Genomic DNA, 21,815 nt, shown 5'->3' with positions numbered 1-21,815 from the left:
TTGGTCGCGATTAACCGTAAGATGCAGCTATCTACAAGCCTGCAGACTGGAGCTGAGCATGGCCCCGCGCATCAAGACCCGTGAGCGCATCGTGCAGAACAGCCTGGAGCTGTTCAACCAACAGGGCGAACGTAGCGTCAGCACCAATCACATTGCCGCGTACATGGAGATTTCTCCCGGCAACCTGTATTACCACTTCCCTAACAAGCAGGCGATTATCGCCGTGCTGTTCAGCCAGTACGAAGAGCTGGTCGACAGTTTCCTGCGACCGCCCCAGGGCCGCGCCGCGACGGTTGAGGACAAGCGCTTCTATCTCAAGGCCTTGCTGGCCGCGATGTGGAATTTTCGCTTTCTGCACCGTGATCTTGAGCACCTGCTTGAAAGCGACCTGGAGCTGGCTGCGCGCTATCGACGTTTTTCCCAACGCTGCCTGCAGCAGGGCCAAGCGATCTACCGTGGTTTCGTCGATGCCGGGATTCTGGCCATGGAGCCTGCGCAGATTGAGTCGCTGACCATCAACGCCTGGATTGTGCTGACCTCTTGGGTACGGTTTCTCAGTACCACTCGCGAACATACCGCGCACTTGGGTGAAGAAGCCTTCAAGCGCGGCGTCTATCAGGTGCTGGTACTGGAGCTCGGCTTCGTCACCGCTGACGCCCGCACTGCCGTGGACGCGCTGTGCCAGGAATTCCACATACCGTTCAACCAAGCCCTGGAGCAGTGAGCCAGGGCTTTCGTGCCATTGATCAGGAGATTGTCATGCCCCTTGCGCAATTGATCACCCCGCAACAGCTGGCCGAGCAACTCGACTCGCCCAAACTGGTGATCCTCGATTGTCGTTTCGCCCTGGAAGACGTGGACTACGGCCAACGCAGCTATGCCGAGGGACATATCGCCGGGGCGCATTTTGCTGATCTGGAACGGGACTTGAGTGGCAAGGTGGTCAAGGGCGTGACCGGTCGTCATCCACTGCCCGAGCCGCAGCGCCTAGTCGAGCGCTTGCGCGAGTGGGGTGTGGATAACGACAGCCAGGTGGTGCTGTATGACGATGGTCCCGGCGCCTTTGCGGCCCGTGCCTGGTGGTTGCTGGCGTGGCTGGGTAAGCGCGACGGGGTATCGATTCTCGATGGCGGCCTCAAGGCCTGGCACGCGGCGCACCTACCGTTGAGTCTGGATCCTGCACCCAAGCGCGAAGGCACCTTCAGCGGCGAGCCAGACATGCACCTGTTGATCGATGCCGAACAGCTGGCCAAGACGCTGAAAAAACCAGAGTTGACCCTGATCGATGCCCGCGGTCTGCCGCGTTTTCGCGGTGAAGTCGAACCGATCGATCCGGTGGCTGGGCATATTCCGGGCGCTCAATGCGCTGCATTTACTGACAATCTGGGCGCAGATGGGCGCTTTTTACCTGCTGATCAGCTCAAGCAGCGCTTTGACGAGAAGCTGGCGGGACGTGCGCCCGAGCAGTTGGTGGCGTATTGCGGGTCAGGGGTGACAGCTTGTCACAACCTATTCGCCTTGGCATTGGCGGGGTATCCGCTAGGCAGGCTGTATGCGGGGTCGTGGAGCGAGTGGATCAATGATCCGCAACATGGGGTTGCGACAGGCGACTGAACCTGACTTCAAGTGGAGGCTGGCCAACGATTCGGGCTCAGCCTCCCTCTACCAGCCACTGCGGAATCCGTCGCTCCAGGTAATACCCCGGATTGCGCAGGCTGCCATCGACAAACCCGACATGCCCACCACGGCTGTGCAGCTCGAAGTGCGTCTGCGGCGCCAGCTCGTCCGCCGTGGGCAAGCTGTGGCTGAACACGAACGGGTCGTCGCTGGAGTGAATGATCAGGGTCGGCGTGCGATTTTCGCCCAGGTAATAGCGGCTCGATGAGCGCCGATAGTAATCGTGCGCATCGCTAAAGCCGTTGAGCGGCGCGGTCACCTTGCCATCGAAATCCCAGAACGTGCGCAAATTGCGCAGAGTGCCGAGGCGCTCCAGCGCCGCCACCCCTTCCTGGTGGCCGTTAGCGCGCAAATGCCGCTCCTTGTGCTGCACGTAGGCGAGCATTTCACGCATGAAGTGCGCCTGGTAGACCTTGGAAAAGCCCTGACCGATGCGGTCGGCACACTCGTCCAGACGAAACGGCACCGACACCGCTACCGCTGCCTGCAGTTGGCTGGCCGAGCCGCTTTCACCCAGATACTTGAGCAACACATTGCCGCCCAGTGAATAGCCAACTGCATACAGCGGCGCCAGTGGCCGCTGGGCACGCAGATGGCTGATGGCTTCGGCGAGGTCTTCGCTGGCGCCGGAGTGATAACTGCGGGCCAGCAGGTTCGGCTCGCCCGAGCAGCCACGCCAGTTCACCGCGACACTGGCCCAGCCACGCGCCAGCAAGGCTTGCTGCAAGCCTTTGACGTAGGGTGAGTTGGATGAGCCGGTCAGGCCGTGGAGCACCAGCACCAGCGGTGCGTCATGCTGATGCGGGCCGTGCCAGTCGAGGTCGAGGAAGTCGCCATCGGCCAGCCAGAGCCGCTCTCGGCTGCGCTGCAATTCGGGCATCTTGCGCCAGAGCGGCCCCCACAAGGTTTGCAGGTGGGGGTTGGAAATCCCGGTGGCCGGGCGGAACGTGGCGGTGAGGCTGGGCATGCTGGGCGACTCTTTGTGTGCCTGCCTAGAGTGCCATGGAACACCGCCACTGTACCTACGCTATTGGTCGGCAATCAGCCCCGTTGCCACAACGCGTAATGCACCTGGCCGGTTTTCTTCTCGCGGTGCAGGCGCCAGTTGGCTGGCATCTGCAGCGAGGATGGCGCGGCTTCGCTTTCTGTGTAGATCCAGGCGCGCTCACGTAGCCACTGATGCTGTTCGAGCAGGTTGCAGGTGTTGGCCAGCAGGTCCTGGTGAAACGGTGGGTCGAGGAACACCACGTCGAACTGCTTTTTCGCCTCGCCGTCCAGATAGCGCAGGGCATCGGTCTGCAAGATCTGCCCGCGTGGGCAGCGCAGCAGTTCCAGGTTGTCCTTGAGGTTGCTGATGGCTGCCGGGTTGCTGTCCAGTGCCACGGCATCTTCGGCGCCGCGAGACAACGCTTCAAGGACCAGGGCGCCACTGCCGGTGAAAGCGTCGAGCACCTGGGCGCCCTCGATGTAGGGGGCGAGCCAGTTGAACACGGTTTCGCGCACGCGATCAGGGGTTGGGCGCAGGCCTGGGCCCGCAGGCACCGCCAGGCGACGGCTACGCCACTCGCCAGCGATGATGCGCAGGTGGCCCTGGCCTTGGCTCGCGCCCTGGGCGGCGCGAGCGGGGGTGGATGGCTTGGCCATTAATGCTCCGGTACGCCAAGCGGCTGCTCGGCGGGTTTGTCAGTAGGCGGTGGCAGTGGTTTTTGCGGCACTTTCGGGCCAACCGTGACGATCACCAGTTTGTCCGCCGCCAGGTGTTTGTTCATGGCTGCCTTGACCTGCTCGACGGTCAGGCTCTGCGACTGCTGCATGAAGTCTTCGAGCCAGGTCAGCGGCAGGTTGTAGAAGCCGATCGCGCCCAGCTGGCCGACGATACTGGCGTTGCTGGCATTGGACAGCGGGAAGCTGCCGGCCAGTTCGCGCTTGGCGTCGTCCAGCTCTTGCTGGGTGGGGCCATTGCTGAGGTAGTCGGCGAGGATATCCTGCACCAGCTTGAGGGTGCCTTCGCTCAGTTCGGCGCGGGTTTGCAAGTTGATCATGAACGGGCCGCGCACCTGCATCGGGCTGAACACCGAGTAGACGCCGTACGTCAGGCCGCGTTTTTCCCGCACTTCGCTCATCAGCCGGGTGCCAAAAGCACCGCCACCGAGGATCTGGTTGCCCAGCGACAGCGCAGCCCAGTCTGGATCCTGGCGGTCGATACCCAGCTCGGCGAGCATCAGGTGGGTCTGCTTGGACGGGAAGTCGATATGGGTGACGCCGGCCTTGGGCTCGCTCGGCTCGGCTGGTTTGGCCAGGGCGGCACCTTTAGGCAGCGCGGCGGAGACTTGAGCGGCGATGGCTTCGGCTTCGCTACGGCTCAGGTCGCCGACCAAGGCGATCACCGCATTGCCTGCGGCATAGGCCTTGGCATGGAAGTCGCGCAGCTGTTGCTGAGTGATCCCAGGGATGCTCTGGGCGGTGCCGTCGCTCGGGTGCGCGTAAGGGTGGCTGCCATACAGGTTGGCGAACAGCGCCTTGCCAGCGATCTTGCCTGGGTTCTGCTTTTCGTACTCGAAACCGGCCAAAAGCTGGTTCTGGATACGCTTGAGGGCGTCGGTAGGGAAGGTCGGCTTACCGGCGACTTCAGCGAACAGTTTCAGTGCCGGTTCACGTTTGTCCGGGGCGCTGAGGCTGCGCAGGGTAGCGACCGCCATGTCCCGGTAGGAGCCGTTGCCAAAGTCCGCGCCCAGGCCTTCGAAGCCTTCGGCGATGGCGGTCACGTCCTTGCCGGCGACCCCTTCGTTGAGCATGGCGTTGGTCAAGGTGGCCAGGCCAGGGACGTCGCCATCCTGGCTGCTACCGGCGGCGAAGGTCACGCGCAGGTCGAACATCGGCAACTCACGGGCCTCGACGAACAGCACCCGCGCGCCTTCGGCGGTGGTCCAGTTCTGGATGTTCAGCTCGCGTCGGCTGGGCGTCTTGCCGTCCAGCTCGGCCAGCGATTGCAGGGTATTGGTCGGGCGGGCGGCAGCGCTGTCGGCCTTGCCCGCGTTGTCCGATTGGGCAGGGCGGGCCAACAGCAAGGCTGCGGCCACTACCAGCGCGATGATGCCCAGGCCGATCAGGGTATAGCGTGGGGCGCTGCGATCACTCATGAGCGGACTCCTCGGGCAGTACATGGGCAACGCTCAGGCGTTCGCGGGTGAAATAGGTGCGGGCGGCGTCCTGGATGTCCTGCGGGGTCACGCGCTTGAGCTCATCCAGTTCGCTGTCGATCAGCTTCCAGGACAGGCCCACGGTTTCCAGCTGGCCAATGGTGGTGGCCTGGCTGCTGATGGAATCGCGGTCATACACCAGCCCGGCGATGACCTGGGCGCGCACGCGCTCGAGCTCTTCGGCGGTCGGCGGGGTGGTCTTGAGCTCGTCGAGCAGCTGCCAGATGCCTTTTTCCACATCCGCCAGGGTTTTCTGCTTTTGCACGTTTGGCGTGGCCGAGATCAGGAACAGGCTGTCGCCGCGGGTGAAGGCGTCGTAACCGGAGGATGCGCCGGCCACCAGTTCCTGGCCGCGCTCCAGGCGCGCGGGCATGCGTGCGCTGTAGCCGCCGTCGAGCAGCGCCGAGATCAGGCGCAGGGCGTGCACGCTACGTGGGTCCTTGGCAGTGGCCAGGCCCGGCACGTTGAAGCCGTAGATCAGGTTCGGCAGCTGGGTGCGCACATGCAGGGTGAGTTGGCGCAGGCCAGGCTCGGCCAATTCCAGCGGCAGCTTGGAAGGCGGCACCGTGCGCTTGGGAATGGCACCGAAGTACTTTTGCGCCAGGCCCTTGACCTCATCGACGGTGACATCGCCGACCACCACCAGGGTGGCGTTGTTCGGCGCGTACCAGGACTCGTACCAGTGGCGCAGCTCCTCGACCTTCATGCGGTCCAGGTCGGCCATCCAGCCGATGGTTGGGGTGTGGTAGCCGCTGGCCGGGTAGGCCATGGCGCTGAACAGCTCGAACGCCTTGGCATTGGGCTGGTCGTCTGTGCGCAGGCGGCGCTCTTCCTTGATGACCTCGATCTCGCGGCTGAATTCGTCGGCCGGAAGACGCAGGCTGGCCAGGCGGTCGGCCTCAAGCTCCAGGGCGACCGGCAGCCGATCTCGGGCCAGAACCTGGTAATAAGCGGTGTAGTCGTCGCTGGTGAAGGCGTTTTCTTCCGCGCCCAGATCACGCAGGATGCGCGAGGCTTCACCAGGGCCAAGCTTGGCGCTGCCTTTGAACATCATGTGTTCGAGGGCATGCGACAGACCGGTCTGGCCCGGGGTCTCGTAGCTGGAACCGACCTTGTACCAGATCTGCGAGACCACCACTGGCGCGCGATGGTCTTCGCGCACGACCACTTTCAGGCCGTTGTCGAGGATGAACTCGTGGGTCGGTTGCGGATCGGCGGCGAGGGCTGCCAGCGGCAGGCAGAGCGTGCTGAGCAACAGGCCAGCGGCACGGCGGGCTAGAGCATTCATACGTTGATTAACCTGTACGGCGGCCCGCTTCGGTTTAGCGTCGGCGGGCCAGGAGGTGCTAGGATACTGATCCGGTTGCCTGGCGACCATGCCTGTCGCCGTTCTGGCCCGCAGGACCTACGACAAAACGTTGCGCATGAACCAGCCGGATTCAAGATAGTCTGTTCTGCGTGATAGAGAATTCCAGATGCGCCGCTAATGGCCCATCGCTACCCTGAGATAGCCGTCTTCCATGTTTGGTTCCAACGACGACAAAAAAGCGCCGGCCGAGGCTGGCGAGAAGAAAGGCCTGTTCGGCTGGTTCCGCAAGAAACCGCAGCAACCTGTCGCCGAACAGCCGCAAACGCCTGAGCCTGAGGCTGCCGAGCCGATTGTGCCCGTTGAGCAGCCTGCTCTGGACGCGCAGGTGACGCAGCCCGAGCCTGCCCCTGTGCAGAGCTCGCCAGCGGCAGAAATCGAGCAGCCACCACAGAACCCTGTGGCCGCGACCGTGACGCCGACTGCCGAGCCGGCTCACACCCCTGTCAGCTCGCTGGTTTTGCCGGTGGCCGAAGAGCCTGTGGCGCTGGTTCCTGACCTTGAGCCTATGGAGCCCCCGGCGATCCCGCTGCGCCCGGCTGTCGAACCTGTGGCCCCGGTGGTGCAGGCGCCCGAGCCCGCTGCGCTGCAGCCTGAAGCTGTCGCCGTGGCTCCGGTCATCGAGCCGCAGCCTGTCGAGCCTGTTGTTGCTACTGCTGCCGTAGCTGAGCCAGAGCCGGTTGTCGTGGCGCCAGTGCTCCAAGCGCAGCCAACGCCCGCTGTGGAAGCCGCGCCGATCGTCGCCGAGCCTGAACCTGAGCAGGCCCCAGCGGGGGTTGCCAATGAGCAGTCCAAGCTCGGCTTCTTCGCTCGCCTCAAACAAGGCCTGTCGAAGACCAGTGCCAGCATCGGCGAAGGCATGGCCAGCCTGTTCCTGGGCAAGAAAGTCATCGACGACGACCTGCTCGACGAGATCGAGACCCGCCTGCTGACCGCTGACGTTGGGGTTGAGGCCACCTCGACCATCGTCCAGAACCTGACCCAGAAGGTTGCCCGTAAACAGCTGGCTGACGCTGACGCGTTGTACAAGTCGCTGCAGGAAGAACTGGCCGCGTTGCTGCGCCCGGTCGAGCAGCCGCTGAAGGTCGAAGCGCAAAACAAGCCCTATGTGATCCTCGTGGTCGGCGTGAACGGCGCCGGCAAGACCACTACCATCGGCAAGCTGGCCAAGAAGCTGCAGCTCGATGGCAAGAAAGTCATGCTGGCCGCCGGTGACACCTTCCGCGCCGCGGCTGTCGAGCAGTTGCAGGTCTGGGGTGAGCGTAACCAGATTCCGGTCATCGCCCAGCACACCGGTGCCGATTCGGCCTCGGTGATCTTCGACGCCGTGCAGGCCGCCAAGGCCCGTGGCGCGGATGTACTGATCGCTGATACCGCCGGTCGTCTGCATACCAAAGACAACCTGATGGAAGAGCTGAAGAAGGTCCGCCGGGTCATTGCCAAGCTTGATGCCGACGCGCCGCACGAAGTGCTGCTGGTGCTCGATGCCGGTACCGGCCAGAACGCTATCAGCCAGGCCAAGTACTTCAACCAGAGTGTCGAGCTCACCGGCCTGGCCCTGACCAAGCTGGACGGCACCGCCAAGGGCGGGGTGATCTTCGCCCTGGCCAAGCAGTTCAAGCTGCCGATTCGCTTCATTGGCGTCGGTGAAGGCATCGACGATCTGCGCACCTTCGAGGCCGAGCCTTTCGTCAAAGCCCTGTTTGCCGAGCGGGAGCATTCATGATTCGATTCGAACAGGTTGCCAAGCGCTACCCTAATGGCCACGTCGGCCTGCATGAACTGAGTTTCCGCGCGCGCCGGGGCGAGTTCCTGTTCGTCACCGGCCACTCTGGCGCCGGTAAGAGCACCTTGCTGCGCCTGCTGCTGGCCATGGAGCGTCCGACCAGCGGCAAGCTGCTGCTGGCAGGGCAAGACCTTGGACAGATCAGCAATTCGCAGATCCCGTTCCTGCGTCGGCAGATCGGCGTGGTGTTCCAGAACCACCAATTGCTGTTCGATCGCACGGTATTCAACAACATCGCCCTGCCGCTGCAGATTCTCGGCTTGTCCAAGGCCGAGATCGCCAAGCGTGTGGATTCGGCGCTCGAGCGCGTGTCGTTGAGTGACAAAGGCGAGCTGTTCCCGGCAGACTTGTCCACTGGCCAGCAGCAGCGGGTCGGTATTGCTCGCGCCATCGTCCATCAGCCAGCTTTGCTGCTGGCTGACGAACCGACCGGTAACCTCGATCCACGCCTGGCGGCGGAGATCATGGGCGTGTTCGAGGACATCAATCGCCTGGGCACCACGGTATTGATCGCCAGTCACGACCTGGCCCTGATCGCGCGCATGCGTCACCGCATGTTGACCCTGCAACGCGGCCGTCTGATCGGCGATGGGGAGGCCGGGCAATGAGCACCACACGTACACCAAAGGTTTCCGAGCGCGTTGCGCCCAAGCCTGCTGATCCGCAGCCGAGCAAGAAGCGCGGCGGCCACGATGACGACGGCCCGGATTTTCGCACCCTGTTCAATGCCTGGCTGGAAAGCCACCGGGCGAGCATGGCCGACAGCCTGCGCCGACTGGGCAAGCAGCCTATCGGTAGTTTCTTCACCTGCCTGGTGATGGCTGTGGCCTTGAGCATGCCGATGGGCCTGTCGCTGCTGCTGAAGAATGTCGAGCAACTGGGCGGTTCCTGGCAGCGTGCTGCACAGATTTCGCTGTACCTGAAGCTTGATGCCGGTAGCCGCGAAGGTGAGGCGCTGCGCGATGAAATCAAGGGCATGCCCGGGGTGGCCGATGCCCAATACGTCAGCCGCGAGCAGGCCTTGGAAGAGTTCCAGCAACAGTCCGGCCTGGGCGAAGCACTGCGTGAGTTGCCGGACAACCCGTTGCCGGGTGTCGTCGTGGTGACCCCGACCGAAGTCGACAAGCCCGCTTTGGAAGCCCTGCGTCAGCGCCTTTCGGAGCTGCCACGGGTTGAAGTGGCGCAGCTCGACCTGGTCTGGGTCGAGCGTCTGGCGGCGATTCTCAAGCTGGGCGACCGGTTCGTCTTCGGCCTGGCTGTGATGCTGATTTCTGCCTTGCTGTTAGTAATCGGTAACACAATTCGTCTACATATTGAAAACCGCCGTGTCGAGATCGAAGTGATCAAGCTGGTAGGCGGCACGGACAGCTACGTGCGCCGGCCTTTCCTGTACATGGGGGCGCTGTATGGACTGGGTGCCGGGCTGTTGGCCTGGGGCATCCTGGCGTTCGGGCTGGACTGGCTCAACGACGCGGTAGTCGGCCTTTCTGGCCTGTATGGTAGTGATTTCGCACTTGGCGGAGTGCCAGCGTCCGATGGTCTGTCGCTCTTGATTGGTGCAGTGTTGTTAGGGTATATCGGTGCATGGATTGCGGTGGCCCGCCACTTGAATGAGCTGGCCCCACGATAATGTTTTTGCGCCAGCATTGACTTTCTTACCGTTCTGGGAACTTGTTTCGCGGTTCCCGGTCAATGTTGGCAGTGCCCACAAGGCACGAGTCCAGTGAGTCGGAGGTTCTTGAATGACCACTTCGTTGCAACCTGCATATGCTTTGGTTCCCGGGGCAAACCTGGAAGCCTATGTGCACACGGTCAACAGCATTCCCCTGCTGACGCCCGAGCAGGAGCGTGAACTGGCCGAGCGTCTCTTTTACGAGCAGGATCTTGAGGCCGCTCGGCAAATGGTAATGGCCCACCTGCGTTTCGTCGTGCATATCGCGCGCAGCTATGCCGGCTACGGGCTGGCCCAGGCCGACCTGATTCAGGAAGGCAACGTTGGCCTGATGAAGGCGGTAAAACGCTTCAACCCGGAAATGGGCGTGCGTCTGGTGTCCTTCGCGGTGCACTGGATCAAGGCCGAGATCCACGAATTCATCCTGCGCAACTGGCGCATCGTCAAGGTGGCTACCACCAAGGCCCAGCGCAAGCTGTTCTTCAACCTGCGCAGCCAGAAGAAACGCCTGGCCTGGCTGAACAACGACGAAGTGCATCGGGTTGCCGAGAGCCTCGGCGTCGAGCCACGTGAAGTCCGCGAGATGGAAAGCCGCCTGAGCGGTCAGGACATGGCTTTCGATCCGGCCGCAGAGGCTGATGACGACAGCGCCTTCCAGTCGCCTGCGCATTACCTGGAAGACCACCGCTACGACCCGGCCATGCAGCTTGAGGATGCCGACTGGAGCGACAACTCCACCAGCAACCTGCACGAGGCCTTGAGTGGCCTGGACGAGCGTAGTCGGGACATCCTCTATCAGCGCTGGCTGGCCGAAGAAAAGGCCACGCTGCATGAGCTGGCAGAGAAGTACAGCGTGTCGGCTGAGCGTATTCGTCAGCTGGAGAAGAACGCGATGAACAAGGTCAAGGCGCTGATTGCCATCTGATTGGTTGCCAGGCTGTTAAAAAACCGCCTGTCCCTTACGGGGCAGGCGGTTTTTTTTTGGGGCAGTGCTAGTGCTATCGCGGGGCAAGCCCGCTCCCACGAGAGACTGAACGTGCCGGACAGATCGTGGGAGCGGGCTTGCCCCGCGATAGAGCCTCAAGGCCCCCGTGAAGCCTCCAGCTGCATCAGATAGCTGGTGCCGCCCAACTGGCTCATCTGCCGCCGAATCCACCCCGCCCGGCTCGCGACATAGGCGCTGGGCCGGCCAGCATTCCACTTGAGTGGGCTCGGCAGCACCGCCGCCAATTGCGCAGCCTGTTGGCGAGTAAGGCGGCTGGCATCCACGCCAAAGTGATAACGCGCCGCCGCTTGGGCGCCAAACACCCCTGGCCCCCATTCGACGCTGTTCAGATACACCTCAAGGATCCGCTCCTTCGACCAGAACAGCTCGATCAATGCGGTAAACCAGGCCTCCAGCCCTTTGCGCAACCAGCTGCGCCCCGACCACAGGAACAGGTTCTTGGCCACCTGCTGAGTCAAGGTACTGGCCCCGCGAATGTTGCCACCGCGCTCGTTATGCGCCAGTGCGGCCTGGATCGCTGGAATGTCAAAGCCCCAGTGATTGGCGAATTTCTGGTCTTCGCCGGCAATCACCGCCACTTTCAGGTCATCGGAAATGCGCTCCCACGGCTCCCAGTCGCGCTGCAGGTCAATCGGCTCGCCACTGAACCAGGACTGCACCTTGCGCTCGACCATCAGCGCCGTGCCCGGTGGCGGTATCCAGCGCAGCACCAGAACCAGCACGATACTGCCAGCAGCAAACCAGAGCAGGGCGCGGACGACGCGGCGGAAAAAAGATGACAGCATGGCGATGGCTTGGCCGGACCGATGGAAGGGGCCATTATACAGACCCCTTCCGAGGAGTCGTCCCATGCTTCGCAGCTTCCTGATGCTCGCCGCGTTTTTCGGATTCACCGGTGTCGCCCTGGGTGCGTTCGCTGCCCACGGTCTGAAAAACCGCCTCAGCGCCGAGTACCTGGCCATCTTTCATACCGGTGTGACCTATCAACTGGTGCATACCTTGGCGATCTTTGCTGTTGCGCTGCTCGCCGCGCACCTGCCGGGGCGCCTGGTGGGCTGGGCCGGCGGTCTGTTCGCCCTGGGGATCGTGCTGTTCTCCGGTAGCCTGTACCTGTTGACCCTGAGCGGCTTGGGCAAGCTGGGCATCATTACCCCGATCGGTGGCCTGTGCTTGCTCGCGGGCTGGCTGTGCCTGGGCCTGGCAGCCTGGCGTCTGGGCTGACCGACTGGTCCACAATCGCGACTAATGGTGCCCGCCACCCTTGGGTTCAACGGTGGATCGGGGCTAGAATGCGGGCCCCAAAGAACAATGGTGGCCGTGCGCATGCGCATTCAACTGAACGGTGAACCCTACGAATTGCCCGCTGGCGAGAGCGTTGCCGCCTTGCTCGCTCGGCTGGAGCTGACCGGTCGCCGGGTGGCGGTGGAGCTCAACCTGGATATCGTGCCGCGCAGCCAGCACGACAGCACCCAGCTCAGCGAGGGTGACCAGGTCGAAGTGGTCCATGCCATTGGTGGCGGCTAAGCCTGCCCCGGCAATTCACTGAACGCCCCGCAACCTTTCCAGAGGAACACAGATGAGCAACGTTCGTAGCGACAAGCCCTTCACCCTGGCCGGGCGCACTTTCCAGTCGCGCCTGCTGGTCGGCACCGGCAAGTACCGTGACATGGAAGAAACCCGCCTGGCCATCGAGGCCTCGGGTGCCGAGATCGTCACCGTTGCTGTGCGCCGCACCAACCTTGGCCAGAATCCGGGCGAGCCGAACCTGCTCGACGTGCTGCCGCCAGATCGCTACACCATCCTGCCGAACACCGCAGGCTGCTACGACGCGGTCGAAGCCGTGCGTACCTGCCGCCTGGCCCGCGAGCTGCTCGATGGCCACAACCTGGTCAAGCTCGAAGTACTGGCCGACCAGAAGACCTTGTTCCCTAACGTCATCGAAACCCTCAAGGCCGCCGAAGTGCTGGTCAAGGACGGTTTCGACGTGATGGTCTACACCAGCGACGATCCGATCATTGCCCGTCAATTGGCCGAGATCGGCTGCATCGCGGTCATGCCGCTGGCAGGCTTGATCGGTACCGGCCTGGGCATCTGCAATCCGTACAACCTGCAGATCATCCTCGAAGAATCCAAGGTGCCGGTATTGGTCGACGCAGGCGTGGGTACCGCCTCTGACGCCACCATTGCCATGGAAATGGGCTGTGAGGCTGTGCTGATGAACTCCGCCATTGCCCACGCTCAGCAGCCGGTGTTGATGGCTGAAGCCATGAAGCATGCAATCGTAGCTGGTCGTCTGGCGTATCTCGCCGGGCGCATGCCGAAGAAACTCTATGCCAGCGCCTCGTCGCCGCTGGATGGTCTGATCAAGTAAGAGCCCCTGATGACTGAATCGCAAGAAACGCCGATCACCGCTGACGGCGAAGAGCGCCCACACCGCCGCATCAAGAGTTTCGTGATGCGCGCCGGGCGCATGACCGAAGGCCAGCAACGTGGTCTGGACCAGGGCGGCCCCCTGTTCATCCTGCCCCTGGCTGACAGCCCAGTGGACTACGACCAGGTGTTCGGTCGCTCGGCGCCGCGCACCCTGGAGATCGGCTTTGGCATGGGCCATTCGCTGCTGGAGATGGCTGCTGCCGCGCCTGAGCAGGACTTCATCGGTGTCGAAGTCCACCGTCCAGGTGTCGGCGCGCTGCTCAATGGCGTGCTGACCCAGGGTCTGAAGAACCTGCGTGTGTACGACTGCGACGCGATCGAAGTGCTTAACCGCTGTGTGGCCGACAACAGCCTGGATCGGTTGATGCTGTTCTTCCCCGACCCATGGCACAAGGCGCGCCACCACAAGCGCCGGATCGTCCAGCTGGAGTTCGCTGAGCTGGTGCGACGCAAGCTCAAGCCGGGCGGTGTATTCCATATGGCTACCGACTGGGAGCCGTATGCCGAGTACATGCTGGAAGTGATGAGCGCCGCGCCGGGCTACCGCAACCAGGCGGCAGATGGTGCTTATGTGCCGCGCCCGCAAGAACGCCCGATCACCAAGTTCGAACGCCGCGGCGAGCGACTTGGGCATGGGGTGTGGGACTTGAAGTTCGAGAAGCTGAGCTGATCGCTGGGCTGCAAGCCGGTCTTTGGATGGCAGAACCTGCTGTAGTGCAAGTAAAAAACCGCCCTGCGAGGGGCGGTTTTTTTTGATCCGGCCTCAGCAGAATCAATGCCAGCTAACTGATTGAGTTGGCTCTTGTGGGAGCGGGCTTGCCCGCGAACGAGGGCAAAGCCCTCGCCTTACATCAATGGGTATGTACCGGCCTCTTCGCGGGCAAGCCCGCTCCTACAGGGGTTGGCGTTGGCCTATCCCGCGCGCTGGCTTCATCCCCGCCGATCAGCCACCACGCCAATCAACACCAGCACCACCAAGAGCACCGGCGCCAGCGCATAGTTGTTGAACTGGCTCAGCCCCTTCACCACCCACGGCGTCGCATAGATCAGCGCCGCGCCGCTGCCGATCATTACCAGCAGTGCCATGAACGGCACGCGCAGCGCACCAGCCAGGCCGCCCAGACGCTGTTCTACCCATGCCTTGATATCAGTGCCGAACAGCACTAGCAGGCAGCCTACCAGTGCCAGGGAAATCTCCGACAAATTGCTGCGGCTCCAGCGCGATACGGTCGCAAGCAGGTCAAGTACCAGGTCCATGGGTCATCCTTAGGTCAAGAAATACTGCAGCAGGTCATTGAGGAACAGCTGGCCGCGTGGGGTCGCGGCCAGTCGATCCGGTTCGACCTGCAAAAGGCCCTTTTGTTCGGCCTCACGACGGGCTTGGGCAAGCTGCTCCAACGGCAGGCCGGTACGGCGGCTGAACAGCTCGGCTTCCACTCCGTGGGTCAGGCGCAGGGCGTTCATCAGGAACTCGAACGGCAGCTCATCGACTGGCAGCAGCTTCTCGCCAGCCTTGTACGGCTTGGCCGGGTTCAGGTAGTCCTTGGGCAGGCGGGTCTTCCAGGTGCGCAGGATGCGCCCATCGGCGAACGACAGCTTGCCGTGGGCACCCGCGCCAATGCCGATGAAGTCGCCAAAGCGCCAGTAATTGAGGTTGTGCCGCGCTGCCCGGTCTGGCTGGGCGTAGGCGGAGACTTCGTATTGAGCGAAGCCGTGCTGGGCGAGCAGCGCCTGGCCGGCTTCCTGGATATCCCAGAGGATATCGTCTTCGGGCAGCTCCGGTGGCTGGTTCCAGAACACCGTGTTCGGCTCCACGGTCAGCTGGTACCAGGACAAGTGCGTGGGGCCGAGGTCGATGGCCTGTTGCAGGTCGCCCAGGGCGTCGTCCAGCGACTGCTCAGGCAGGCCGTGCATGAGGTCCATGTTGAAGTTGTCGAAGCCCGCTGCACGGGCCATGTCGGCTGCTCGAATTGCTTCGTCGCCATTATGGATGCGGCCCAGCTTCTGAAGCTTGGCTGGCTGGAAGCTCTGCACGCCAATCGACAGCCGATTGATACCGGTCTGCCGGTAGGCCTTGAACTTGTCCTGCTCGAAGGTCCCGGGGTTGGCTTCCAGGGTGATCTCGATATCCGCAGCGAACGGGATACGTTGCTCCACTCCGCGCAGCAGGCGCCCCAGCGCATCGGCGCTGAACAGGCTCGGCGTGCCGCCACCAAAGAAGATCGAACTGATCGCTCGGCCCTGAACGGCAGCCAGCTCTTGATCGAGATCGGCCAGCAGCGCGTCGACGTATTCAGCCTCTGGCAGCTGTGGGCCGGCCTGGTGCGAGTTGAAGTCGCAGTAGGGGCACTTGCGCACGCACCAGGGGATATGGATGTACAGCGACAACGGCGGCAGTTCCGGCAGCGCCAGGCGTGGCACGTGCAGACTGGCCCCAGCCGCTCCGGGGTGGAGCAGCTGGATGGACGGCTTTTCGGTCATGCCAGTCCCAAACGCTGACGCAGCAGGACCATGGCGCGGGCGCGATGGCTGAGCTGGTTCTTTTCGACAGGGCTCAACTCGGCGCTGGAGCACTCGCGCTCCGGAACCCAGAACAGCGGGTCATAGCCAAAGCCGTGTTCGCCGCTGGCGGCATGCAGGATGCTGCCGTGCCACAGGCCTTCGCAGAGGATAGGCAGCGGGTCGTCGGCATGCCTAACCAAGGCCAGGACGCAGACGAACTGCGCGCCGCGCTGATCGTCCGGGACATCCTTGAGGGCGTCGAGCAGCTTGGCGTTATTCGCCGCGTCGCCCTTGCCGTCAGCGTAGCGAGCCGAGTAGATCCCGGGTGCGCCGCCAAGGTAGTCCACCGCCAGCCCCGAGTCATCGGCCAGCGCCGGCAAGCCGGAAATACGCGCAGCGTTACGGGCCTTGAGGATGGCGTTCTCGACGAACGACAGGCCGGTCTCTTCCGGCTCGACCTGGCTGAATTCACCGATCGAGCGCAGCTGCACGGACGCGCCGAGCATGGCCTGGAGCTCCTTGAGCTTGCCAGCGTTATGGCTGGCCAATACGAGTTGCTGGAAATTCATCATTCGCCTGGGAACACTTCCTGGTTGAAGCTGAGTTTGTGACTGACGCCGCCAGTCTCGATGTTCAAGTCGAAGGTCAGGGTTTCTGCCTGGTCGATCTTGAACTGCGCGATGTAGTACACCGCGCCCTGGTCGGCGATCTGCTTGAACGACAGAGGGCTGCTGCGTCCGGTCAGGTCTTTGACGGTGCCGCTGACCACCGCGATGCCCGGCTTGCCGGCCTTGAGCACGGCAATGTTCAGTACGCCCTGATTCTTGCTGCGGGTCAGGCCGGTGGCGGCGGCGATCTCTGGCTGCAGCATGCTCGAGGTAAAGGCGCTGTAGTGCACCGTGACGTCGCCGAAGTCCTGCTTGCGCTCAGGCTTGGCAGCATCGGCAGCCAGCACTGGCAGGGCCAGGCACAGGCTGATCAGGAAAAGAGCTAGACGACGCATGGTGCCATTCCTCCGGGGTGGGCAGATCAGACCGCGACCTGATGTTCCGTCAGGCCCGGGCTGCTGAGGCGATAGATGCCGATCTCACCTAGAAGATTAGGCCATACCCGCCCGCCCAACCCATTACGGTGCAAACGGTCGACCGCCAAACGGTCGAGGACCTTGGCGCGGTGCTCGTGGCACAGGTTCTCGAAGTCGGCGAAGGTACAGAAGTGAATGTTCGGCGTGTTGTACCAGGTATACGGCATGAAGTCCGAGACCGGCATGCGGCCTTTGGTCGCCAGGTACCAACGGCAGCGCCAGTGGCCGAAGTTGGGGAAGGTGATGATGCACTCGCGGCCCACTCGCAGCATCTCCGAGAGAATCCGGTCGGGATACTCGACGGCCTGCAGCGCTTGGGTCATGACCACTACGTCGAAGCTGTTGCTGGCGAAGTTGCCCAGGCCTTTGTCCAGGTCCTGCTCGATGACGTTGACGCCCTTGGCCACGCAGGCGGCGATGTTGTCGGCGTCGATTTCCAGGCCGTAGCCGGTAACGCCTTTACGGTCGCGCAACGAAGCCAGCAGCTCGCCGTTGCCGCAGCCAAGGTCAAGTACCCGGCTGCCGGCGGGGATCCAGTCGTGGATGATTTCCAGGTCGGCTCTCATGCTGTCCTCAGATGGCGATGCGGTTCATGTAGTTCGAGAATCCCTGCATGTAGCGAGGCGTGGGGATCAGGAAGGCATCGTGCCCGTAGGGGGAGTCGATTTCCAGGTAACAGACGTTCTTGCGCGCCGCCATCAGGGCATCGACGATTTCCCGCGAGCGAGCCGGCGAGAACCGCCAGTCGGTGGTGAACGACATGATGCAGTAGTCGGCGCTAACGTGGGCCAGGGTCGCGGCAAGATCGCCAGCGTGCGCTGCGGCCGGGTCGAAGTAGTCCAGGGCCTTGGTCATCAGCAGGTAGGTGTTGGCGTCGAAGCGCCCGGAGAACTCCTCACCTTGATAGCGCAGGTAGCTCTCGACCTGGAATTCCACGCTGTGGAAGTCGTAGTTGAGTTTGTCGCTCTTGAGCTCACGACCGAATTTCTCACCCATCGAGTCGTCCGACAGGTAGGTGATGTGGCCAACCATGCGCGCCAGCATCAGGCCGCGCTTGGGGATCACACCCTGGTCCTGGAACGAGCCGCCGTGAAACTCCGGGTCGGTGAGGATCGCCTGGCGCGCCACCTCGTTGAAGGCGATGTTCTGTGCCGACAGTTTCGGCGCCGAGGCGATGTCGACGCAGTGACGCACTCGATCCGGGTAGGTGATGGTCCATTGCAGCGCCTGCATGCCACCCAGGCTGCCGCCGACCACCGCAGCCCACTGGCCGATGCCCAGGCGGTCGGCCAGGCGCACCTGGCTGTGCACCCAGTCTTCCACGGTCAGCACCGGGAAGTCGGCGCCATAGGGCTTGCCGGTGGCCGGGTTGACGCTGCTCGGACCGGTGCTGCCATTGCAGCCGCCGAGGTTGTTCAGGCTGACCACGAAGAAGCGATTGGTATCGATCGGCTTGCCGGGGCCAATGCAGCTGTCCCACCAGCCGGGCTTGCGGTCGGTGTCGGCATGGTAGCCCGCGGCATGGTGATGGCCGGACAGCGCATGGCAGATCAGCACAGCGTTGCTGGCCGTGCTGTTGAGCGTGCCATAGGTTTCATAGACCAGCTCGTAGCTGGCCAGCGATCGGCCACAGGCCAGGGCCAGCGGTTCATCGAACCGGGCGATCTGCGGTGTTACCAGACCGACGGAATCTTCGGGAAGGACAGTGGACATCGACCCTGCTCACGCTTGACGGAGGCGTAAGTCTAAAGAGCACTCCCCCTAGCGGCAAGCAAAGGCTTGCCGCTAGGGGGATGTGGGTCAAATCATCCGCCACAGCTCTTGCGGCATGCCGGCATAGGCAGCCAGCGGCGGCATGACGAACGACTGGATCACCTGGATCGCCAGGAAGGCGAAGATCGGCGAAATGTCCATGCCGCCCAAGTTCGGCACCAGGCGGCGGAACGGCGCCAGCACCGGCTCGCTGATCTGGTAGGCAAGCTCGGCAGCAGGGTTGTGGCTGTTAGGCGCGACCCAGGAAACGATCACCATGACGATCATCGCCACCCAGAAGATCTTCAGGAACAGCGAGGTGATGCCAATGATCGCCCACAGCAGCAGGTGCAGGACATCGCCGAAAGTGCCGTAGCTGACCATCAGCACGAAGGCCATCAGCAACGCCTGGATCAGGATCGCCAGCAACAGCGACGAGGTGTCCAGGCCGGCAATGCTCGGGATGATCCGGCGGATCGGCTTGAGCAGTGGCTGGGTGGCGCGCACCGCGAACTGGCTCAGCGGGTTGTAGAAGTCGGCCTTGACCAGCTGCAGGACGAAGCGCAGCAGGACGATCACCAGGTACAGGCTGACCAGGGTTTGCACCACGAAGATCGCGGCGCCGGACAGTGCATTCATCAACAGCTCCTTATTTGCCCAATTGTTCGGCCAACTCGGCGGAACGGGTAGCCGCAGCCTGCAGCGCCTGTTCCACGATGGCCTCGAAAGCGTTGCCTTGGAAGGACTTGATTGCCGCCTCGGTGGTGCCAGCTGGCGAGGTCACCCGGCGGCGCAGTTCGGCAGCGTCGACATCACTGGCCACGGCCATGTGTGCGGCGCCCAACGCGGTTTGCAGGGTCAGCTGGGAGGCCGTCTCACGTGGCAGGCCGAGTTTCTCGCCAGCAGCGGTCATGGCCTCGATCAGCAGGAAGAAATAGGCCGGGCCACTGCCGGAAACAGCCGTGACGGCGTCCAGTTGCTGCTCCTGGTCCAGCCACAAGGCAGTGCCCACGGCCGAGAGTAGCTCCTGGGCCTGCTGGCGTTGCGTAGGCGACACCTGGGCGGTCGCGTACAGGCCGCTGACGCCCTGGCGCAGCAGCGCCGGCGTATTAGGCATGCAGCGCACCACCGGGCGGGCGCCCAGCCAATCTTGCAGGCTGGCGCAGGTAATGCCGGCGGCAATGGAAACGATCAGCTGGCCTTCGTGCAGGCTCGGCTGCAGGGCCTGGCAGACGCTCTTCATGACCTGTGGCTTGACCGCCAGGACGATCACGTCCGCGCCAGCGACAGCCTGGGCGTTGTCTTCGAATACCTCGATGCCGTGCTCGGCGTGGACGCGGCTGCGGGTCTCTGCGCCCGGGTCGCTGGCGCGGATCTGCGTGGCATCCAGGCCCTGCGCACGCAGGCCACCGATCAGGCTGGCGGCCATGTTGCCGGCGCCGATAAAGGCAATACGTGTGTTGCTCATGTCAGGTCCTTGAGGGAAAGAGTGAGTAAAGCATGGTTTCAGGCGCGCCCGTAATCACGCACGCCAAACAGGGCGGTGCCGATGCGTACCCAGGTCGCACCCTGGGCGATCGCCGCTTCCAGGTCGTGGCTCATGCCCATCGAAAGGGTGTCCAGGCCGAGCGTGAGTTGCTCTTGCAACTCACGCAGGCGAGCGAAGGCAGCTTCTTGGGCGGCGCGGTCATCAGTCGGTTCGGGGATCGCCATCAGTCCGCGCAGACGCAGGCCGGGCAGGGCCGCAACGGCAGCGGCCAGCGCCGGCAAGTCGGCCGGTGCGCAGCCAGACTTGCTGTCCTCGCCGCTGACGTTGACTTGCAGGCAGATGTTCAGCGCTGGCAGCTCGGCAGGGCGTTGCTCTGACAGGCGTTGGGCAATCTTCAGGCGATCCACGGAATGTACCCAGTCGAAATGTTCGGCAATTGCACGGGTCTTGTTCGACTGGATGGGGCCGATGAAGTGCCAGGTCAAGGGCAGGTCGGTTAATTCTTCCTGCTTGGCCAGGGCTTCTTGCAGGTAGTTTTCGCCGACGTCGCGCACGCCGGCAGCGTAGGCCTCGCGTACGGCGGCGGCGGGTTTGGTCTTGCTCACGGCCAGCAACTGGATGCTGGCTGGATCGCGCCCGCAGGCGTGCGCTGCCTGGCTGATGCGTGCGGCGAGCGCGCAAAGGTTGTCTGCTATGGTGGACATGGATCAATGCCGACGGCTCAGGGGTCTGCGGCATTCTACCTGCTTGAAGGCCTTTGGGGAGTCTCATGGACGTGACTGACCTGTTGGCCCACGCCTCAGCTGCAAGGGCATCCGACTTGCACCTGGCCGTGGGCGAGAAACCGATGCTGCGCCTGGATGGGCAATTGCAGCGTATGCAGCTACCGCCGTTGCAGGCCTGCCAGCTGGAGGAGGGCCTGGCCCCTTGGCTGGAGCAGGAGCAGCGGCGCCAATGGCTGGCGGGCGATGAGCTCGACCTGGCGTTGAGCCTGCCCCAACTGGGTCGCCTGCGCGTGAATCTGTTTCGCCAGCGCAATGGCTTGGCAGCCAGTTTCCGGCTGATCCCCAGTGGCGTGCCGACGCTGGATGAACTGGGCTTGGCTGATGTGTTTCAACCTATTGCGCACTGCACGGACGGGCTGGTGCTGGTGGGTGGCCCAACTGGCAGTGGCAAGTCGAGCACCCTCGCCGCGCTGATCGATTGGCTCAATCGCGAGCGCTCGCTGCACATCATCACCCTTGAAGATCCCGTCGAAGTTATCCACAGCGGCCAGCACAGCTTGCTCACCCAGCGTGAGATTGGCCGCGATAGTCGCGACTTTGCCCAGGCCCTGCGCAGTGCCCTGCGCCAGGACCCTGATGTGATCATGATCGGCGAGCTGCGTGATCTTGAGTCCATCCGCCTGGCGTTGCGCGCTGCGGAAACGGGTCATTTGGTGCTGGCCACCGTGCATACGCGTTCTGCGGTCAACAGCATCGACCGGCTGGTTGAGGTGTTCGCTGCCGAGGAAAAGCCGCTGGTACGGGCCATGCTCGCCGAGTCGCTGCGCATGGTGGTGGCGCAGGTGCTGGTCAAGCGCGTTGGTGGCGGGCGGGTGGCGGCCAGGGAGGTGCTAGTGGCCACTGCTGCGGTGCGTAACCTGATTCGCGAGGGGCGGATGGCGCAGCTGTATTCAGTGATGCAGGCGGGTGGGGCGGCGGGGATGCAGACGATGGAGGCGGCGTTGGAGTGTTTGCGTGCGCAGGGTGTCATCGAGTCGCTCTGATTTCAGCAGCGACCTTATCGCGGGGCAAGCCCGCTCCCACGCGTGCCCCGCGCTCAGGTCACGGAGCCCACTAGAGGAGC

Annotated in this window: 25 protein-coding genes; 11 read left to right on the top strand and 14 right to left on the bottom strand. The window is 63.2% G+C overall.

What is annotated here, in order from left to right:
• Nucleotides 1–58: 58 nt before the first annotated feature.
• A complete protein-coding gene (locus AAZU54_RS24820) occupies nt 59–724 on the top strand; it encodes a TetR/AcrR family transcriptional regulator (protein WP_186556540.1) in 666 nt (221 codons plus the stop codon).
• A 35-nt stretch (nt 725–759) separates the two neighbouring features.
• Nucleotides 760–1,614: a sulfurtransferase gene (locus tag AAZU54_RS24815; protein ID WP_186556541.1), complete on the top strand. Its 855-nt coding sequence runs from the start codon at nt 760–762 to the stop codon at nt 1,612–1,614.
• A 37-nt stretch (nt 1,615–1,651) separates the two neighbouring features.
• Here AAZU54_RS24815 and AAZU54_RS24810 read toward each other — a convergent pair whose 3' ends face one another.
• The 4 genes from AAZU54_RS24810 to AAZU54_RS24795 form a co-directional block, all read right to left on the bottom strand.
• Nucleotides 1,652–2,644, bottom strand: coding sequence for a hydrolase (locus AAZU54_RS24810; RefSeq protein ID WP_186556542.1), 993 nt, complete (start codon nt 2,642–2,644; stop codon nt 1,652–1,654).
• A 74-nt stretch (nt 2,645–2,718) separates the two neighbouring features.
• Nucleotides 2,719–3,321 carry a 16S rRNA (guanine(966)-N(2))-methyltransferase RsmD gene (rsmD, locus tag AAZU54_RS24805; RefSeq protein ID WP_264235700.1) on the bottom strand — a complete coding sequence of 201 codons (603 nt, stop codon included), beginning with the start codon at nt 3,319–3,321 and terminating at the stop codon, nt 2,719–2,721.
• On the bottom strand, nt 3,321–4,817 hold the full coding sequence (locus AAZU54_RS24800) for a M16 family metallopeptidase (protein ID WP_186556544.1): 1,497 nt from the start codon (nt 4,815–4,817) through the stop codon (nt 3,321–3,323). Before AAZU54_RS24800 ends, rsmD begins: the two co-directional genes overlap by 1 nt.
• Nucleotides 4,810–6,165 carry a M16 family metallopeptidase gene (locus tag AAZU54_RS24795; RefSeq protein WP_186556545.1) on the bottom strand — a complete coding sequence of 452 codons (1,356 nt, stop codon included), beginning with the start codon at nt 6,163–6,165 and terminating at the stop codon, nt 4,810–4,812. The genes AAZU54_RS24800 and AAZU54_RS24795 overlap by 8 nt, the downstream gene beginning before the upstream one ends.
• Nucleotides 6,166–6,397: 232 nt before the next feature.
• Here AAZU54_RS24795 and ftsY point away from each other — a divergent pair, with 232 nt between their 5' ends.
• The 4 genes from ftsY to rpoH all read left to right on the top strand — a co-directional run bounded on the left by ftsY (nt 6,398) and on the right by rpoH (nt 10,626).
• Nucleotides 6,398–7,969, top strand: coding sequence for a signal recognition particle-docking protein FtsY (gene ftsY, locus AAZU54_RS24790; RefSeq protein WP_434727790.1), 1,572 nt, complete (start codon nt 6,398–6,400; stop codon nt 7,967–7,969).
• The gene (gene ftsE, locus AAZU54_RS24785; RefSeq protein WP_186556547.1) at nt 7,966–8,637 is read left to right on the top strand and encodes a cell division ATP-binding protein FtsE; all 672 of its coding nucleotides are present in this window, start codon (nt 7,966–7,968) and stop codon (nt 8,635–8,637) included. The genes ftsY and ftsE overlap by 4 nt, the downstream gene beginning before the upstream one ends.
• Complete coding sequence (ftsX, locus tag AAZU54_RS24780; RefSeq protein ID WP_312152797.1) at nt 8,634–9,659, top strand: permease-like cell division protein FtsX; 1,026 nt, start codon at nt 8,634–8,636, stop codon at nt 9,657–9,659. The genes ftsE and ftsX overlap by 4 nt, the downstream gene beginning before the upstream one ends.
• A gap of 112 nt (nt 9,660–9,771) precedes the next feature.
• Nucleotides 9,772–10,626: an RNA polymerase sigma factor RpoH gene (rpoH, locus tag AAZU54_RS24775; RefSeq protein ID WP_186556549.1), complete on the top strand. Its 855-nt coding sequence runs from the start codon at nt 9,772–9,774 to the stop codon at nt 10,624–10,626.
• A gap of 155 nt (nt 10,627–10,781) precedes the next feature.
• Here rpoH and mtgA read toward each other — a convergent pair whose 3' ends face one another.
• Complete coding sequence (gene mtgA / locus AAZU54_RS24770) at nt 10,782–11,492, bottom strand: monofunctional biosynthetic peptidoglycan transglycosylase (RefSeq protein ID WP_186556550.1); 711 nt, start codon at nt 11,490–11,492, stop codon at nt 10,782–10,784.
• Between the two features lie 64 nt (nt 11,493–11,556).
• Here mtgA and AAZU54_RS24765 point away from each other — a divergent pair, with 64 nt between their 5' ends.
• The 4 genes from AAZU54_RS24765 to trmB all read left to right on the top strand — a co-directional run bounded on the left by AAZU54_RS24765 (nt 11,557) and on the right by trmB (nt 13,810).
• Entirely contained in the window at nt 11,557–11,928 is a 372-nt protein-coding gene (locus AAZU54_RS24765) for a DUF423 domain-containing protein (protein ID WP_186556551.1), read from the top strand.
• A gap of 102 nt (nt 11,929–12,030) precedes the next feature.
• Nucleotides 12,031–12,231 (top strand): sulfur carrier protein ThiS, encoded by a 201-nt coding sequence (thiS, locus tag AAZU54_RS24760; RefSeq protein ID WP_099814494.1) that lies wholly within the window; start codon nt 12,031–12,033, stop codon nt 12,229–12,231.
• Nucleotides 12,232–12,283: 52 nt separating this feature from the next.
• Entirely contained in the window at nt 12,284–13,078 is a 795-nt protein-coding gene (locus AAZU54_RS24755) for a thiazole synthase (protein ID WP_186556552.1), read from the top strand.
• Nucleotides 13,079–13,087: 9 nt separating this feature from the next.
• Nucleotides 13,088–13,810 (top strand): tRNA (guanosine(46)-N7)-methyltransferase TrmB, encoded by a 723-nt coding sequence (gene trmB, locus AAZU54_RS24750; protein ID WP_186556553.1) that lies wholly within the window; start codon nt 13,088–13,090, stop codon nt 13,808–13,810.
• Nucleotides 13,811–14,070: 260 nt separating this feature from the next.
• On the opposite strand, the gene AAZU54_RS24745 is transcribed toward trmB, so the two are convergent.
• From AAZU54_RS24745 to AAZU54_RS24705, 9 genes are all read right to left on the bottom strand, one after another.
• Nucleotides 14,071–14,397, bottom strand: a complete 327-nt coding sequence (locus AAZU54_RS24745; RefSeq protein WP_016393360.1) for a DUF3392 domain-containing protein — start codon at nt 14,395–14,397, stop codon at nt 14,071–14,073.
• 9 nt (nt 14,398–14,406) lie between these two features.
• Nucleotides 14,407–15,621, bottom strand: a complete 1,215-nt coding sequence (gene hemW / locus AAZU54_RS24740; protein WP_312156287.1) for a radical SAM family heme chaperone HemW — start codon at nt 15,619–15,621, stop codon at nt 14,407–14,409.
• Nucleotides 15,618–16,214, bottom strand: coding sequence for an RdgB/HAM1 family non-canonical purine NTP pyrophosphatase (gene rdgB, locus AAZU54_RS24735; protein WP_186556554.1), 597 nt, complete (start codon nt 16,212–16,214; stop codon nt 15,618–15,620). The genes hemW and rdgB overlap by 4 nt, the downstream gene beginning before the upstream one ends.
• Nucleotides 16,211–16,645, bottom strand: a complete 435-nt coding sequence (locus AAZU54_RS24730) for a DUF4426 domain-containing protein (RefSeq protein ID WP_434727789.1) — start codon at nt 16,643–16,645, stop codon at nt 16,211–16,213. The genes rdgB and AAZU54_RS24730 overlap by 4 nt, the downstream gene beginning before the upstream one ends.
• A 26-nt stretch (nt 16,646–16,671) precedes the next feature.
• The gene (gene metW, locus AAZU54_RS24725) at nt 16,672–17,292 is read right to left on the bottom strand and encodes a methionine biosynthesis protein MetW (protein ID WP_186556556.1); all 621 of its coding nucleotides are present in this window, start codon (nt 17,290–17,292) and stop codon (nt 16,672–16,674) included.
• Nucleotides 17,293–17,299: 7 nt separating this feature from the next.
• Nucleotides 17,300–18,439, bottom strand: a complete 1,140-nt coding sequence (gene metX / locus AAZU54_RS24720) for a homoserine O-succinyltransferase MetX (protein ID WP_186556557.1) — start codon at nt 18,437–18,439, stop codon at nt 17,300–17,302.
• Nucleotides 18,440–18,526: 87 nt separating this feature from the next.
• Entirely contained in the window at nt 18,527–19,117 is a 591-nt protein-coding gene (locus AAZU54_RS24715) for a YggT family protein (protein ID WP_186556558.1), read from the bottom strand.
• A 10-nt stretch (nt 19,118–19,127) separates the two neighbouring features.
• A complete protein-coding gene (proC, locus tag AAZU54_RS24710; protein ID WP_186556559.1) occupies nt 19,128–19,946 on the bottom strand; it encodes a pyrroline-5-carboxylate reductase in 819 nt (272 codons plus the stop codon).
• A gap of 38 nt (nt 19,947–19,984) precedes the next feature.
• Nucleotides 19,985–20,671, bottom strand: a complete 687-nt coding sequence (locus tag AAZU54_RS24705) for a YggS family pyridoxal phosphate-dependent enzyme (RefSeq protein WP_434727788.1) — start codon at nt 20,669–20,671, stop codon at nt 19,985–19,987.
• Nucleotides 20,672–20,736: 65 nt separating this feature from the next.
• Between AAZU54_RS24705 and AAZU54_RS24700 the strand changes: the two genes are divergently transcribed.
• Nucleotides 20,737–21,735, top strand: coding sequence for a type IV pilus twitching motility protein PilT (locus tag AAZU54_RS24700; protein WP_434727787.1), 999 nt, complete (start codon nt 20,737–20,739; stop codon nt 21,733–21,735).
• Nucleotides 21,736–21,815: the final 80 nt, after the last annotated feature.

The sequence above is a fragment of the Pseudomonas sp. Je.1.5.c genome, from assembly GCF_051129895.1.
In the GTDB taxonomy this organism is placed as follows: domain Bacteria; phylum Pseudomonadota; class Gammaproteobacteria; order Pseudomonadales; family Pseudomonadaceae; genus Aquipseudomonas; species Aquipseudomonas urmiensis.
This window is presented reverse-complemented; position numbering and strand designations above follow the sequence as displayed.

Bases quoted from the DNA above. Each gene is read 5' to 3' on its own strand.
- AAZU54_RS24715 (WP_186556558.1), bottom strand. From the start codon at position 19,117: ATGAATGCACTGTCCGGCGCCGCGATCTTCGTGGTGCAAACCCTGGTC.
- ftsX (WP_312152797.1), top strand. From the start codon at position 8,634: ATGAGCACCACACGTACACCAAAGGTTTCCGAGCGCGTTGCGCCCAAG.
- trmB (WP_186556553.1), top strand. From the start codon at position 13,088: ATGACTGAATCGCAAGAAACGCCGATCACCGCTGACGGCGAAGAGCGC.
- hemW (WP_312156287.1), bottom strand. From the start codon at position 15,621: ATGACCGAAAAGCCGTCCATCCAGCTGCTCCACCCCGGAGCGGCTGGG.
- proC (WP_186556559.1), bottom strand. From the start codon at position 19,946: ATGAGCAACACACGTATTGCCTTTATCGGCGCCGGCAACATGGCCGCC.
- AAZU54_RS24705 (WP_434727788.1), bottom strand. From the start codon at position 20,671: ATGTCCACCATAGCAGACAACCTTTGCGCGCTCGCCGCACGCATCAGC.
- AAZU54_RS24815 (WP_186556541.1), top strand. From the start codon at position 760: ATGCCCCTTGCGCAATTGATCACCCCGCAACAGCTGGCCGAGCAACTC.
- AAZU54_RS24795 (WP_186556545.1), bottom strand. From the start codon at position 6,165: ATGAATGCTCTAGCCCGCCGTGCCGCTGGCCTGTTGCTCAGCACGCTC.
- AAZU54_RS24700 (WP_434727787.1), top strand. From the start codon at position 20,737: ATGGACGTGACTGACCTGTTGGCCCACGCCTCAGCTGCAAGGGCATCC.
- AAZU54_RS24820 (WP_186556540.1), top strand. From the start codon at position 59: ATGGCCCCGCGCATCAAGACCCGTGAGCGCATCGTGCAGAACAGCCTG.
- metW (WP_186556556.1), bottom strand. From the start codon at position 17,292: ATGAGAGCCGACCTGGAAATCATCCACGACTGGATCCCCGCCGGCAGC.
- rdgB (WP_186556554.1), bottom strand. From the start codon at position 16,214: ATGATGAATTTCCAGCAACTCGTATTGGCCAGCCATAACGCTGGCAAG.
- AAZU54_RS24730 (WP_434727789.1), bottom strand. From the start codon at position 16,645: ATGCGTCGTCTAGCTCTTTTCCTGATCAGCCTGTGCCTGGCCCTGCCA.
- AAZU54_RS24765 (WP_186556551.1), top strand. From the start codon at position 11,557: ATGCTTCGCAGCTTCCTGATGCTCGCCGCGTTTTTCGGATTCACCGGT.
- rsmD (WP_264235700.1), bottom strand. From the start codon at position 3,321: ATGGCCAAGCCATCCACCCCCGCTCGCGCCGCCCAGGGCGCGAGCCAA.
- metX (WP_186556557.1), bottom strand. From the start codon at position 18,439: ATGTCCACTGTCCTTCCCGAAGATTCCGTCGGTCTGGTAACACCGCAG.
- AAZU54_RS24810 (WP_186556542.1), bottom strand. From the start codon at position 2,644: ATGCCCAGCCTCACCGCCACGTTCCGCCCGGCCACCGGGATTTCCAAC.
- AAZU54_RS24745 (WP_016393360.1), bottom strand. From the start codon at position 14,397: ATGGACCTGGTACTTGACCTGCTTGCGACCGTATCGCGCTGGAGCCGC.
- ftsY (WP_434727790.1), top strand. From the start codon at position 6,398: ATGTTTGGTTCCAACGACGACAAAAAAGCGCCGGCCGAGGCTGGCGAG.
- AAZU54_RS24800 (WP_186556544.1), bottom strand. From the start codon at position 4,817: ATGAGTGATCGCAGCGCCCCACGCTATACCCTGATCGGCCTGGGCATC.
- ftsE (WP_186556547.1), top strand. From the start codon at position 7,966: ATGATTCGATTCGAACAGGTTGCCAAGCGCTACCCTAATGGCCACGTC.
- mtgA (WP_186556550.1), bottom strand. From the start codon at position 11,492: ATGCTGTCATCTTTTTTCCGCCGCGTCGTCCGCGCCCTGCTCTGGTTT.
- rpoH (WP_186556549.1), top strand. From the start codon at position 9,772: ATGACCACTTCGTTGCAACCTGCATATGCTTTGGTTCCCGGGGCAAAC.
- thiS (WP_099814494.1), top strand. From the start codon at position 12,031: ATGCGCATTCAACTGAACGGTGAACCCTACGAATTGCCCGCTGGCGAG.
- AAZU54_RS24755 (WP_186556552.1), top strand. From the start codon at position 12,284: ATGAGCAACGTTCGTAGCGACAAGCCCTTCACCCTGGCCGGGCGCACT.